The organism is Achromobacter sp. MFA1 R4, from assembly GCF_900156745.1.
GTDB lineage: Bacteria > Pseudomonadota > Gammaproteobacteria > Burkholderiales > Burkholderiaceae_B > Achromobacter.
Map to the genome: position 1 here is coordinate 901,869 of NZ_LT707065.1, position 14,725 is coordinate 916,593.

General features: G+C 72.1%; 6 protein-coding genes and 1 pseudogene. 5 read left to right on the forward strand and 2 right to left on the reverse strand.

Translation table 11 applies throughout. The features are described 5' to 3' along the window. Nucleotides 1–4: 4 nt before the first annotated feature. From BXA00_RS04165 to BXA00_RS04185, 5 genes are read left to right on the forward strand one after another with little or no spacing between them, the layout of a single operon-like run. Nucleotides 5–367, forward strand: coding sequence for a GPW/gp25 family protein (locus tag BXA00_RS04165; RefSeq protein WP_076516465.1), 363 nt, complete (start codon nucleotides 5–7; stop codon nucleotides 365–367). Further along, complete coding sequence (locus BXA00_RS04170) at nucleotides 364–2,820, forward strand: putative baseplate assembly protein (protein ID WP_076516467.1); 2,457 nt, start codon at nucleotides 364–366, stop codon at nucleotides 2,818–2,820. Before BXA00_RS04165 ends, BXA00_RS04170 begins: the two co-directional genes overlap by 4 nt. Next, nucleotides 2,817–5,942, forward strand: a complete 3,126-nt coding sequence (locus BXA00_RS04175) for a putative baseplate assembly protein (protein WP_076516469.1) — start codon at nucleotides 2,817–2,819, stop codon at nucleotides 5,940–5,942. The genes BXA00_RS04170 and BXA00_RS04175 overlap by 4 nt, the downstream gene beginning before the upstream one ends. After that, nucleotides 5,939–8,041, forward strand: coding sequence for a phage tail protein (locus BXA00_RS04180; protein ID WP_076516471.1), 2,103 nt, complete (start codon nucleotides 5,939–5,941; stop codon nucleotides 8,039–8,041). Before BXA00_RS04175 ends, BXA00_RS04180 begins: the two co-directional genes overlap by 4 nt. A 25-nt stretch (nucleotides 8,042–8,066) precedes the next feature. Then, on the forward strand, nucleotides 8,067–11,192 hold the full coding sequence (locus BXA00_RS04185; protein WP_076516473.1) for a DUF6519 domain-containing protein: 3,126 nt from the start codon (nucleotides 8,067–8,069) through the stop codon (nucleotides 11,190–11,192). 181 nt (nucleotides 11,193–11,373) lie between these two features. On the opposite strand, the gene BXA00_RS04190 is transcribed toward BXA00_RS04185, so the two are convergent. Beyond that, entirely contained in the window at nucleotides 11,374–14,367 is a 2,994-nt protein-coding gene (locus tag BXA00_RS04190; protein WP_231952201.1) for a YadA family autotransporter adhesin, read from the reverse strand. Nucleotides 14,368–14,556: 189 nt separating this feature from the next. Continuing rightward, a pseudogene (locus BXA00_RS29480) lies at nucleotides 14,557–14,706 on the reverse strand (ESPR domain-containing protein); the annotation flags it as partial. Nucleotides 14,707–14,725 lie beyond the last annotated feature (19 nt).

Consider the following 14,725-nt stretch of genomic DNA (forward strand, 5'->3'; position numbering starts at 1 on the left):
CGCCATGGCCATCCTGCGCTTTCCATTCGAACCCGACGCACGCGGCCGCAGCCGCGTCGCGGACGACGCCACGCACGTGCGCGACATGATCGAGCAGGTGCTGTTCACCGTGCCCGGCGAGCGCGTCAACCGGCCGGACTTCGGCTGCGGCCTGCTGCAACTGGTGTTCGCCCCCAACAGCGACACGCTGGCCGCCGCGGTGCAGATGAGCGTGCAGGGCGCGCTGCAACAGTGGCTGGGCGAACGCATCGCCGTGGAGTCCGTGGACGTCTCGCACCGCCACGCCACCCTGCAGGTGGACGTGCAATACGTCCTGCGCCAGGGCCAGCAGCGTCGGCTGGCGCGCTTTACGCGGGATCTGCCATGAACCGCCAATTCCGCAGCGCCCATCCGCGCCGGCTACAGTTGCTGCGCGCCCAGCAGCCGCCTGGCGACAACGGCATCGCCTTTGTCGAGATCGACGCGACCGACCAGCGCACGCTGCGCGTGGTGTGCGTGCATCCGGTGGCGGGCATCGGCCGCGCCCACGTGCGCATCGAGGGCGGCGCGCGCATCCGCGGCATCGCGCTGGCGGCGGACCCGGTGCTGTCGGGCAACGAGATCCGGCTGACCGTGGACAAGGCGGGCGACTTCTCGTGGTACACGCTGGCGCTGGTCAACCCGGCCGATCCGGACGCGCCCGCGCCGGGGTTCGACCTGTGCCTGTCCACCATCGAGATCAACTTCAAGGCGGGCTGTCCGTCGGAGTTCGACTGCGCCGATACCCATGCCTGCGATCCGGCCGTGCCCCCCGAACCGCTGCTGGACTACCTGGCCAAGGACTACGACAGTTTCCGGCGGCTGATGCTGGACCGTCTGTCGCAGAGCATGCCGGACTTCACCGAGCGCAGCCCCGCGGATTTCACCGTGGCGCTCGTGGAAACCCTGGCCTACGCGGCCGATCATCTTTCCTATGCGCAGGATGCCGTCGCCACCGAGGCGTACCTGGACACCGCGCGCCGCCGGACCTCGCTGCGCCGCCACGCGCGGCTCCTGGACTATCCCCTGCACGACGGCTGCAACGCGCGCGTCTTCGTCGCCATCGAGGCCAACGCGCAGGGCGACGGCAAGGCCGTGCCCGCCGGCACGCCGCTGCTGACCAGTACCCCCGAGGCCGCGCTGAGCGCGCCCGTGCGCCGCCGCGATGCGCTGGACGGGCTGCCGGCGGCCGGCGTGGAGGTCTTCGAGACGCTGCACGACCTGACGCTGCACGCCGCCCACGGCCGCATCCTGCTGCATGACTTCGCCGATCCCGCGTACTGCCTGCCCCGGGGTGAGACGCAGGCCGCGCTGGTGAACGACCCGCCGCTGGCGCTGGCGCGCGGCGACGTGCTGGTGTTCGAGGAAGTCCTGGACCCGCTGACCGGGCGCACGGCCGACGCGGACCGCGCGCACCGGCATGCCGTGCGCCTGACCGAGACGCGTGCAGGCCGCGACGACCTGACCGGCACCGACCTGCTGCGGGTCGCGTGGCACCCCGACGACGCGCTGCCCTTCCCCTTGTGCGTCAGCCAGGAGTTCGACGAGGGCGGCGCGCTGGTCAAGCGCGCGGTGTCCGTGGCCCGCGGCAATGTCGTGCTGGCCGACCACGGCATGCGGCGCGACTGGACGCCCTTGCAGCCGGACGCCGCGACGGCGCGCGACGCATTCGCCGCGCGGCCCTACCGCCCCCGCCTGCCCGACACGGGCCTGGCCTGCGCCGAGCCCTACCGGCATGACCTCGCCGTGTCCGCCGCGCTGCCCGCCGGCGCGGCGCTGGCGCAGGACCCGCGCCGCGCTCTGCCCAGCGGCATGACGCTGCAGGCGGATGACGCCAATCAGCCCGGCGACGTGCCCGCCCCGGCCAGCCAGCCCTGGTCGCCGCAACGCAGCCTGTTGTCCAGCGCCCGCGATGCGCGCGAGTTCGTCGTCGAAACGGAAACCGACGGCGCCGCGTGGCTGCGCTTTGGCGACAACCGTTACGGCGCCGCGCCCGTGCCCGGCGAGCGCCTGCTGGCGCGTTACCGGCTGGGCGGCGGCCCCGGCGGCAACGTGGGCGCGGACGCCATCGGGGCACTCGTCACCGACGACCCCGGCCTGATGCTGGGCGTCGCGCGGGTGCGCAATCCCCTGCCCGCGCAGGGCGGGGCGGCGCCGGAGCCCGCCGACGCGATCCGGCTCAACGCGCCCGAGGCCTTCCGCGTGCAGGAGCGGGCGGTCACCGCCGACGACTATGCGCGGCTTGCCGAGCGCCATCCGCAGGTCCAGCGCGCGGCGGCCCGGCTGCGCTGGACGGGTAGCTGGCACACCGTCTTCCTGACCGTGGACCGGCGCGGCGGCGCGGCCGTGGATGCGCCTTTCCGGGCGACCATGCGGGCGTTCATGGAACGCTTTCGCCTGGCTGGGCAAGACCTGGAGTTCTCCGATCCCGTCCACGTGCCGCTCGACATCCTGCTGCGCGTGTGCGCCGCGCCCGGCCACTTCGCCTCGGACGTCAAGGCGGCGCTGCGCGATGTCTTCACGTCCGGGCTGGACCGCGCGGGCAGGCCGGGCTTCTTTCATCCGGACCGCCACACCTTCGGCACGCCGCTGGCGCTGTCGGCGGTGATGCACGCCGTCATGGCCGTGCCGGGCGTGGCCTCCGCGCGCGCGGAGCGCTTCCAGCGCTGGGGCCGCGAGCCCGCCGGCGAGCTGGACACCGGCCGCATCCTGGCCGCGCCGCTCGAAGTGCTGCGCGCCGACGGCGATCCGAATTTCCCTGAAAACGGCCGCATCGACTTCCTCGTGGAGGGCGGATCATGACCGCACCCGCCGACTGTGGCTGCTGCGCCGGCCAGCCCGCCCTCACGCCGGACACGCTGGCCAATCCGCCTGGCCAGCCCGCGCTGCGGCTGCGCGTCGGCACCCACGGGCGATTCCTGGCCAGCCTGACCGCGGATCTGGCGCGCGCGCCGGATCTGGCGGCGCTGACCACGCGCGACCGCGACGATCCCGTGATGGCCCTGTTCGACGCCTGGGCCGCCGTCCTGGACGTGCTGGCGTTCTACCAGGAACGCATCGGCAACGAAGGCTATCTGCGCACCGCGACCGAGCGCCGGTCGGTGCAGTCGCTGGCGCGCGCCATCGGCTACGAACTGCGGCCCGGCGTGGCCGCCACGACCTGGCTGGCGTTCACGCTGGAGACCGCGCCCGGCGCGCCGCCGCGCGCGCGCGTCGAGCCCTGGACACGCACGCAAAGCGTGCCCGCGCAGGACGAACGGGCCCAGACCTTCGAAACCCTGGCGGCCGTGGAAGCCCGCGCGGCCTGGAACGCGCTGGAACTGGCGTGGCTGGAACCCACGCCGCCCCGCTTCGGCGCGCGCACGCTGTGCCTGGCGGGCGCCGCCACGCGCCTGAAGCCCGGCGACGCGGTGCTGATCGTGGGCGACGAGCGGGCGCGCGACCCGGGCAACGAGAACTGGGATTTCCGGCGCGTGACGCAGGTGCGCGAGTTCGTGCCCGGACCGGGCGAAGACGGCGCGCCGGCCTACACGCTGATCTCGCTGGAACGGGGCCTGGGCAGCGCGCAGCCGCACGTACAGCCCGCGCGGCGCAACGCCCGCTGCCACGCGCTGCGCGCGCAGGCCCGGCTGTTCGGCTACAACGCGCCCGATTGGCGCGCGATGCCCGCCACGCTGCGCGCGGCCTACCTGGGCATGGCCGACGACGCCAAGCCGTCGTTCAGCCAGTTCCCGCAGTGGCCGGGCTTCACCCTGGCCGACGTGTCCGACCCGCCGGGCGGCAGCGGTCCCGGCGCCGGCCTGTATGGCGAGTACTACCGGGGCCGCACGTTCAGCGAACGGATCATGACCCGCACCGATGCGCAGGTCGATTTCCATTGGGCGGCGGGCGGGCCCGGCGACGGCGTGCCCGCCGACCATTTCTGCGTGCGCTGGACCGGCTGGGTGCGCGCGCCCGCCAGCGGCAGCTACACCTTCCACGTCACGGCCGACGACGGCGTGCGGCTCTGGCTGGATGGCGATCTGCTCATCGACCAGTGGCGCGAGCAGTCGCCCACTGAATACGCCGCCAGCGCGCGCCTGACCGCCGGACGCAAGCACGACATCCGCCTCGACTACTACGAGGCGGGCGGCGACGCCACGATCGCGCTGGCCTGGTCCGGGCCGGGCCTTGCGCGCCAGACCATCCCGGCGGCCAGCCTCTACCCCGCCGACGTGCATGGCGTCCACCTGGACGCCAGCCATCCGAAATGGGTCGCGGGCGGCTGGGCCGTGCTGTCCATGCCCAATTACGAAGAGCTCTACCGCATCGCCGACGCGACGCCCGACGCGCGCACCGGCTTCGCGCTGGCCGGCCCCACCACCCGGCTCACCCTGCGCGGCGAGCGCGTGCGGGAGCAGTTCAACGACGCCCTGCGCGAGACCACCGCCTATGGCGAATCCGAACCGCTGGACTGGGGCCAGCGGCCCGCCTCCGGACTGACGCAAGGTCATGCGCTCACGCTGGCGGCTTATGAGCCCGACCTGCCCGAGGGCCGCGTGCTGGCGGTGTCGGGCCTGGTCCTGGACGAGGCCGACGCGGCCAACGCCGCGCCCCGCGAGCGGCTGCTGCGCGGCGATCCGCTGGCCGGCGTGCGCGTGGCGCGCGACCGCGCCAGCGCGGAACTGGAATTCGAGGACGGCGCGCGTGCCGCCGTCACGCTGGCCGAGGCCAGCGACATCGTGCGCATCCAGCGCAACGACAGCGCGGGCGGCCGAACGGCGCTGCTGCTGGACGCCGACCTGGCGCACGCCTATCTGCCCGCCACGGTGCGCATCAACGCCAACGTCGCGCCTGCCAGCCACGGCGACAGCCGGCAGATGCGCATCCAGCCCGAGGTGCTGGGCAGCGGCGCCGGCAACCGGGCGTTCCAGCGCTTCACGCTGCAACAGGCACCCCTGACCTTCGTGCCCGCGCCCACCGCCAGCGGCGCGGCGAGCAGCCTGGAGGTCCGCGTGGACGGCCTGCTGTGGAACGAAGCGCCGCGCATCACGGCGTTGGCGCCCGGCGACCGCGCCTATCTCCTGCGGCTGGACGACAGCGGCGGCGCGACGGTGCAGTTTGGCGACGGCCTGCACGGCGCGCGCCTGCCGTCCGGGTCGGGCAACGTAGAGGCGCGCTACCGCGTCGGCCTGGGCCGCGAAGGCAACGTCGCGCCCGGCCAGCTCAGCGTGCTGCTCACGCGCGCGCCCGGCGTGAAGGCGGTGACCAACCCGCAGGCCGCGACCGGCGGCGTCGATCCCGAGGCCGGCGACGCCGCGCGCCGCAATGCGCCGCTGCGCGTGCGCACGCTGGACCGCATCGTCTCGCTGCGCGACTTCGAGGATTTTGCCGCCGCGTTCACCGGCATCGGCAAGGCGCAGGCGATGTGGCTGTGGGACGGCGAAACGCGGCTCGTGCACCTGACCGTCGCCGGCGAGGACGGCACGGCGCTGGACCCGGCCGAGGCGCTCTACCGCAACCTGCTCGCGGCCATCGACGCGGCGCGTCCGCCCTACCAGCCCTTGCGGGTCGCGCCTTGCCGCTACCTGGATTTCGGGGTGCGGGCGGGGCTGGGCATCGATCCCCGGCACGAGGCGCCGCGGGTGCTGGCCGCGGCCCGCGACCGCGTGCTGCAGGCGTTCGGCTTTGCCGCGCGCGCCTTCGGCCAGCCGGTGCATGGCGGGGAAGTGCTGGCCGTGTTGCAGGGCGTGGACGGCGTGCAGTGGGTCGACCTGGACGCGCTGGTGCTCGCCGAGGGCCTGGACGGGAGCGCGGCGCGGCGCAGCGCCGGCCCCGACGCCACCCTTCCCGCCCGCACGGCGCGCTGGCAACAGGGCAGCCTGCGGCCCGCGGATCTGCTGCGCCCGGATCCGGCCGGCATCCTGCTGACGGAGCGCACATGAACACCCGACTCGATGCCGATGCCCTGATGGCCCTGCTGCCGGCCTTCTACCGCGAACGGGACGCGGCCGCCGGCGGGCCGCTGCGCGCGCTGCTGGACGTGCTGGCGCGCCAGGGCGCGCTGCTCGACGCGGACGTGGACCGGCTCTACGACAACTGGTTCATCGAGACCTGCGACGACTGGGTGGTGCCTTACCTGGGCGACCTGCTGGGCGTGCGCGCGCTGTATCCGGTCGGCGCCGCGTTCTCGCCCCGCGCGCTGGTGGCCAACACGCTGCGGCTGCGCCGCCGCAAGGGCACGGCCCTCGTGCTGGAGGAGCTTGCCGCCGACGCCACCGGCTGGCGCAGCCGCGTCTCGGAGTGCTTTGAACGGGTCGCCACCACGCAGCACGTCAACCACCCGCGACCGCACGCGCTGCGCACGCCGGACCTGCGCCAGTCGCGCGCGATGGAGCGCGTCGATGGCCCGTTCGGCGCCGAGCTGCACACCGCGGACGTGCGCGCGCTGCCCGCCGGGCGCTACAACCTGCCCAACGTCGCCCTGTTCCTGTGGCGGCTGCAGTCGTACACCGTGCAGCGGGGCGACGCCGCCCGCGCCACGACGCTCGACGGCTTCTACACGTTCGATCCGCTGGGCGGGGATGCGGCGCTTTTCAACCGTCCGCGCACCGAGACCGACATCGATCATCTGGCCGAGCCGATCAACGTGCCCGAACCCCTGTCCTGGCGCGACCTGCATGCCGAGCTGGAGGCGCGCCGCCAGGCGCTGACCGACGGCGACGCCCCGCCGCAAGGCTGGTTCGCCGATGGCGGCCCCGGCCCGGTCGTGCAGGTCTGGCTGGACGGCCAGCCCGTGCCCGCCGAACACCTGGTGATTTGCGACCTCGCGCCCATCCCCGGCGTCGTGCCCGAGGAATGGCGCCGGCCCGATGCGGCCTTGCTGGTCCGGGCCCGCAAGCCCGGCCGCCCCGACCGCAGCTTTCCCGACGCGGGCGGCGTGCTGGTGGGCCTGGACCCGCGCCGCGGCCGTCTCGCGCTGCCGCCGGGCGCTTCCGCGCAATCGGTGCAAGTGCGTTATGCGTACGGCTTTCCCGGCGACATCGGCGCCGGACCGTACGACCGGAGCGCTTCTGCCGAAGACCTGCCGGACGCGCCGCCCGCCGAGCCCTTCGACATCCAGCTGCGCGTGCCCTCGGCCGCGACGCCCACGCTGGCCGCGGCGCTGACCGCCGTGCAGGCGGGCCAGCGCACGCGCATCGTGATCGACCACGACAGCACCGAAGCCATCGCGCCCGACCTGGTCCTGCCCGACACGTTCCTGACGATCGAAGCCGCCCCGCTGCGCCGGCCGGTATTCCGGGGCGACTGGCGGCTGCGCGGCAACGCCAGCACCCGCCTGCTGCTCGACGGCCTGTTGCTGGACGGCCGCCTGCGGCTGGACGGCGCGTTGCGGTCGGTCGCGCTGCGCCACTGCACGCTGGTGCCGGCGCGGGGCGGCCTGCGTCACACGGGCGCCGCGCCCGAACTGGATCTCGCCCTGACCCGCTGTCTCTGCGGCCCGGTGCGCAGCGCCACGCCGCTCGCCTCGGTGCAAATCGACGCCTGCCTGATCGACGCGCAAGGCAGCGCCGCGGCCGCAGTGGACGTGGACGACAGCGCCCTGCGCATCCTGGCCAGCACGCTGTTCGGGCGCGTGGCCGCCGGCCGGCTCGACGCCTCCAACACCCTGTTCGGCGCGCCGGTCTCCATCAACCGCCGCCAGGAAGGCTGCGTGCGCTACTGCCACGTTCCCCTGCCGTCGGTCACGCCGCGCCGCTACCGCTGCCAGCCGGACCTCGTCATGCAGGACCTGGGCGCCGCGGCCGCCAGGCGCGCGGCGGCGCGCGTCGCACCGTCCTTCACCTCCACGCGCTTCGGCTCGCCCGCCTATGGCCAGCTGGCGCGCAGTTGCGCGGCCGAGATCCGCGCCGGCGCGGACAACGGCGCCGAGATGGGCGCCTGGAACTTCCTGCTGCAAGCCCAACGCGAAGCCAACCTGCGGCAGGCGCTGGACGAGTATCTGCGCTTCGGACTCGAAGCGGGATTGATCCCCGTGAACTGAGCCCCCTGTCTTCGGGAACAACACCATGAAAGCCGATCTCAGCCGCCTCACTTTCGACGCCGTCCGCCGCTACCGGGCCGTGCGCATGCAGCAGGGCCGCGTGCAGATGGACGCGGACTGGAACGAGCAGCAGGACATCCTGAACCGCCGCATCGAAACCGAAACCGCGGACACCGTCGGCGCCGTGGGCGTGCCGCTGGAAGCGCCGGGCTTCGCGTTGGCGCCCGCGGGCAAGGACCTGTCGCTGTCGGCCGGCCGCCTGTATGTCGACGGCCTGCTCTGCGAGAACCCGCAAGCCGCCACCGTCGCCAAGCAGCCCGACCTGCCGCCGACCGCGTCGCCCGTGCTGCCGGCCGGCGCCTCCGCCTTGCCGCTGCCGCCGCCAGGACTCACGCCCGCCGACATCGATGGCGTCGTGGTCTTCGGCGCGGGCGGGCAAACCGCCCCGCCGCCCGAGGGCATGTATCTGGCCTACCTGGAAACCTGGCAGCGCCACCTCTGCACGCTCGACCTGCCGCCCGGCGACACCAGCATGCGCGAGGTCGCGCTCGGCGGCCCCGACACCGCAACCCGCGAAAAGACGATCTGGCAGGTCAAGCTGATGCAAGTCGGCGCCCCCGACGCCGCCCTCACCTGCCTGTCGGCGCTGCCCACGTGGGATGCGCTGACGGCCGCGCCCGACGCACGCATGGCCGCGCGCGCCGAGGCCAGTGTGCCGCCCAAGACCCCCTGCCAACTGCCGCCCGACGCGGGCTACCGCCTGCTGGAAAACCATCTGTATCGCATCGAGATCCACCAGGACGGCGCGGGCGCGGGCAAGGCGCGCTACAAGTGGTCGCGCGAGAACGGCAGCATTCTGTCGCGCGTCGTGCGCTGGCTGGACGATCCCGTGGCCAACGAGTTCGAGGTGGCCAGCATCGGCCGCGACGACGTGCTTGCCATCGCCGCGGGCTGCTGGGTCGAGTTCCTGGACGACACGCATGAATTGCTGGGGCAGCCCGGTCCGCTGGCGCAGGTCGTGCGCACCGACGGCAACACGGTGACGATCGACCCGGCCAGCGTGATCGGCCATGCGCTGGACGCGGCGCGCTTTCCGGCCAATCCGCGCGTGCGCCGCTGGGACGGCGTGGCCGAGATCACGCCCGCGCCCATCGGCAGTCCGAACGCCGGTTGGGTCGAATTGGACCAGGACGGCATCGAGCTCAAGTTTTCCCCGGGCCGCCTGCGCGTCGGCGACTATTGGCTGATTCCCGCCCGCACGGCCACGGCGTCCATCGAATGGCCGCAGGCGCCGGACGGCAAACCCGCCTTCAGCCCCCCCGCGGGCATCCTGCGCGCCTACGCGCGGCTGGCCCTGCTGCGCTGGCAGGGCGGCGCCTGGACGGCGGTCAGCGACTGCCGGCCGCTGTTTCCCGCGTTGACCGAACTCACGCAGCTGTACTACGCGGGCGGCGACGGCCAGAGCGTCAAGCCCAATCCCGCCATGACGCCCGACGTGGTGGCGCTGCCGTCCGACCTGCGCGCAGGCGTGGCAAATGGCAGCCGCCCCGTCGCCGGCGCGGTGGTGCGCTTCAGCGTGGACGCGGGCCGCCTGCCCAACGGCACCGCGACACAGGACGTGCCGACCGGCCCGGATGGCGTCGCGGCCATCTCCTGGTCGCTGGCCTGCGACCCCGCGCGCCCCGTGCAGCGCGCCACGGCCCAGCTCCTGCTCGCCGGCCAGCCCGCACCCGACCGCTATCTGCCCCTGCGCTACACCGCGTCGCTCGCCCTCGCCGCCGAAGTCGCCTACGACCCGGCCGGCTGCGCGGACCTCCTGGCCGAGGAGGCCTACACCGTGCAGGCCGCGCTGGACGCGCTGTGCCGGCGCACACATGGCGGCGGGTGCTGCCTGACCGTCGGCCCGGCGGGCGACTTCCCCACGCTGGACCGCGCGCTGCGCACGCTGATCGGACAGGACCGGCTCGACATCTGCCTGTGCCTCACGCCGGGCGAACACAAGTTGGAGGAAGATCTCATCATCAAGGGGCCGCGCGTGCGCCTCCTTGTGCACGGCTGCGGGCCGGCCAGCCGCCTGATGCTGGACGAGCGCGCGTTCGGCCTGGACGGCTTTACCAGCGTCGCCCTCGCCGACCTGGCCATCGCCCGGCGCGGCCAGCCCAGCGCCATCGCCTTCAGTGGGTGCGCCGAGCTGCGGCTCTCGCGCGTCGACTGCGTCGGTCCGGCGGGCCCGGGCGCAAGCCTGGTGCGCGTCCAAGGCAGCCGCCGCGTGCACATCGACACCTGCCGCCTCGTCGCCGCGGGCCGCGGCACCGCCGAACGCCACGACTTCCTGTTCACCCGCGCCCCCACGCTGGCGGCATTGAAGGCGGCGCTGGCGCCGGAGTCGGTGCTGGACGATGACGACGACCGCGCGGCCCTGGCGCTGGCGCGCCAGCCCATCGACGCGCGCAAGGCCATGACCACCGAGATAGCCGCCCTGCTGCGCGCCAGCACCGCCGGCAATGCCCTGACGATGAACCCGCGCATCCAGTCCGCGCTGACGGTCCTGGCCACCCACCTCAGCCGGGAAGCGCCGGCGGCCAGCCGCTTGCGCCCCGCCATCGCCGCGCTGGCGGCCGCCCTGCTGGCCGATCCGCTGTCCTGCGCGCTAGCGCTCGCGGACAACGACGCCGACACCACGCTGCGCGACAACCGGCTGCGCGGCGGCATCGCGCTCTTCGCGGAATCGGGCGACTTTCCCGAGCTGACGGTAGACCAGCTCAAACTGCTGGGCGGCGGCATCCGCACCGGCAAGATGGTGCCGCAAGGCGAAGGCACGCTGACGCTGCAGAGCAATCAACTGTCCAGCATGCGGCTGGGCGCCGAAGCGGCCCGCGCCATGCTGACCATCATCCAGACCGGCGGCGAGTTCGCCGCGTGGCGCTGCCTGCGCGCGGCGGACAATGCGCTGGAAGCCTACAGCCACTTCCCGGCATTCGACGCAGCCGTCACGGGCAACAACCTGCTCACCAACGGCGACGCCGGCGCGGTCATCGCCACGCAGGCCAAGATCATCGGCAACTTCGCGCACAACGACTTCCGCCTGTTCGTGTCGGGCGCCAACCCGGAAAGCCTGGCGAACGGCGGGCTGAATGTCGTGACGGTGTGATCGGGCGGTGGGCGCGGCGGCGCGGCGGACTGCCCAAAAGCAAACGCCCTTGCCGCCCATCGCAAAGGATGGGACGGCAAGGGCGTTCGGCTGTCGCGGGCGCCTGTCCTGTCTGGCGCTAGCGCTTTGCCACTGCATCGAGGCGCCGATCTGACGCGCCGATCTGTCTGGCGCTAGCGCCCTACCACTGCATCGAAGCGCCGATGCCGGCGGTGGCGCCGCCCGAGGCGATGCCCACGCCCGCCTTCAGCTTGATGCGGTCATTCACGCGCGCCGACGCGCCCAGCGCCACGGCCTGATAGCCGCGATAGGTGGAGGCGCCCATGCCCAGCGCAAACCGCTTGCCCGGGTCCACATCGGGAATCATGGTCAGCGCGGTGGTGGCAGCGATGCCGGAATACGCATTGCGCGCCACGTTGTCCACCGCCTGGTTCGTCTGGTCCAGGCGGCTGTCCAGCCGGTTCAGGCCTTCGCGGTTTTGCTGCACGCCGCTGTCCAGCGAACCCAGCGCATCGCCCACCGTGTTGTAGGTCTGGCCGTCCACCTGATACGACGGGCCGGTCACCGCGCCAGTGGAAGCATCGATGCGCGCGCCGCCGCCCAGGCTGGCCACCACCGGATCCAGTTGGCCCACGTTCACGGCGTCAGTCTTCTGCGTGCCGGCCGCCACGCGGGTCACCTGGCGCTCGGCGCCCTTGGCGCCCACGGACACCGAGTTCGCGCGGTCGGCCACTGAACCGGCGCCCAGCGCCACGCTGTTGGCCGCCGACGCCGAGGCGTTGGAACCGATCGCCACGGCCTTGGTGCCCGCGCCCGCCACCGCCGCATCGCTGCCGTCGCTGGCGCCGTCCGCCTTGACGTAAGCACCGGCGGCACTCATTTCACCCACCTTCTCCGTCAGGGCGTAGATCTGGCTGCCGTTCACGGCGTCCGTGCTGTCCGCCGAGATGACGCCGTTGGCCACGCCCGTGATCTTGCGAGCGCCATCCGTGCCCGCCATGTCGATCGTGGTGCCGCCCTTGTCGGAAGCGACGGAAATGGTTCCGCTCGTAGCATCTTCCTTGACCATCCCCATCTGGCCGCTGGTGATCTGCGCCGTGACGCTGTCCACCGTCGTCTGCATCTGGGTCACCCGGTTGTCCAGGCCCGTCACGGCAGCGCCAACCGAGCGGTACACCGTGCCGCCCACGCTGTACGACGGCGCAGCGATCGACCCATCGGCATTGACGAAGGCGCCGCCACCCAGCGCGCTGGCGACCGAATCGCTCACGCGGTAGAGCTGTCCGCCATTGACGGCATGCAGGCTGCCCGCCGCGACCACGCCGTCGGCCACGCCGTTCAACTGGCGCGCACCGGCCGTGCCGGTGATGTCGACCAGATTGCCGTCCTGATCCTTGCCGACCGTCAGCGCGCGCGTCGTCGCGTCCTGCTTGACCAGGCCCAGTTCGCCGCCGCTGATGCTGGCCGTCAGGTTGTTCAGGTTCGTCGTGTTCTGCGCGACCAGCCCATCCAGCGTGTTCAGCGCCGTGGTGTTGGCCAGCACGTTCTGGTTGGTGGCATAGAGCTGGGAGCCATTGACCGCATCCAGGCTGGTGGCGTCCAGCGTGCCGGCGGCGACGCCCGTCAGCTTGCGTGCGCCGGCCGTGCCGGTCACGTCGACCAGCGAGCCGTCCAGATCCTTGGCAACCGTAACAGTCTTGGAAACCGCATCCTGACGCACCAGGCCGGATTCGCCGTTGTTCAGCGCCTGGGTCAGGTTGGAGATGTCACCCGCCGATTGGGTCACGCGAGTATCCAGCGCCGTGATCGACGAGGTATTTGACGTCACGCGGCCATCGAGGCTGGTGATGGAGGTGGTGTTGGTGGTTACGCGAGTATCCAGGCCCGTGATAGCCGACGTGTTGGCGGCAACGTTCTGGTTCGTCGAGTACAACTGCCCGCCGTTGACCGCATCCACGCTGGCCGCGTCCAGCGTGCCCGCGGCGACGCCCGTCAGCTTGCGCGCACCGGCCGTGCCGGTCATGTCTACCAGCGAGCCGTCCAGGTCCTTGGCCACGGTGATGGTCTTGGACACGGCATCCTGGCGCACCAGGCCAGATTCGCCGTTGTTCAGCGCCTGCGTCAGGTTGGTGATGTCGTCTGCGGACTGGGTCACGCGGGTATCCAGGCCGGTGATCGCCGACGCGTTGGCGGCGACGTTCTGGTTCGTCGTGTACAACTGCGCGCCATTGACGGCATCCAGGCTGGTCGCATGCACCGTGCCGGCGGTCACGCCGGTCAGCCTGCGCGCGCCTTCCTTGCCCGACAGATCCACCACGGTGCCGAACAGCTCGTCCGCGACCTCGATGTTCTTGGACACGGGGTTCTGGCGCACCAGGCCCGACTCGCCGTTGTTCAGCGCCTGCGTCAGGTTGGTGATGTCGCCCGCGGACTGGGTCACGCGGGTGTCCAGCGAAGTGATGGACGACGTGTTCGACGTCACGCGGCCATCGAGGCTGGTGATGGAGGTGGTGTTGGTGGTTACGCGCGTATCCAGGCCGGTGATGGCCGACGTGTTGGCCAGGACGCTCTGGTTGGTGGAATAAAGCTGCGCGCCGTTGACCGCATCCACGCTGGCCGCGTCCAGCGTCCCGGCGGCGACGCCCGTCAGCTTGCGCGCGCCGGCCGTGCCGGCAAAGTCCACCAGCGAGCCGTCCAGGTCCTTGGCGACCGTGATGTTCTTCGACACGGCGTCCTGCAGCACCAGGCCCGACTCGCCGTTGTTCAGCGCCTGCGTCAGGTTGGTGATGTCGCCCGAGTTCTGCGTCACGCGGCTGTCCAGCGACGTGATGGACGACGTGGTTGAGGTCACGCGGCCATCGAGGCTGGTAATGGAAGTGGTGTTGGACGTCACGCGCGTATCCAGGCCGGTGATCGCCGAGGTGTTGGCCAAGACATTCTGGTTCGTCGTGTACAGCTGCGAGCCGTTGATGGCATCCTGGCTGATCGCGGTGACGCCGCCCGCACCGACCTGCGTGATCTTGTTGCCGTTCATCTCGATGTTGTTCAGCATCGAAATGCCGCCAGTGCCCTTCAACTCCAGCGTCCCATTGGTGTACCCGGAGATGCGCGCAGTCGAAGCCGAGAAGCCCGCGCCGCCGGTGTCATTGCCAGCATTGTTCAACGAGAAGGACATGCCCGCCGTCGTACAACTCAACGCGGTCGGTGCGCCTGACGAGCCTATGGAAGACCCCGTATTTGTCGTCGAATCGCAGAGCTGGAGTCCTGATCCGGCAGCCAGGGCAGACGGCGCGTGGCTCATGGCCCCCAAGACACTCAACACCAAAACTGCCGCAGTCGCGGCACGGCGCGCCCGACCGGGCTTGCTGCGCGAACGAGCGGTTTCGGACACGGCCACCCACGTGTTGGAGGCGGCATTCCAGACGAGCATAAAGATGTGGTTCATTTGTAAGCAGGTATCCGCCGCGCGTCGTACACGCAGCACAGTCGTTGCCAGGGCTACCCGGTAAGGCATGCCCCGCAATCTGGGGTTG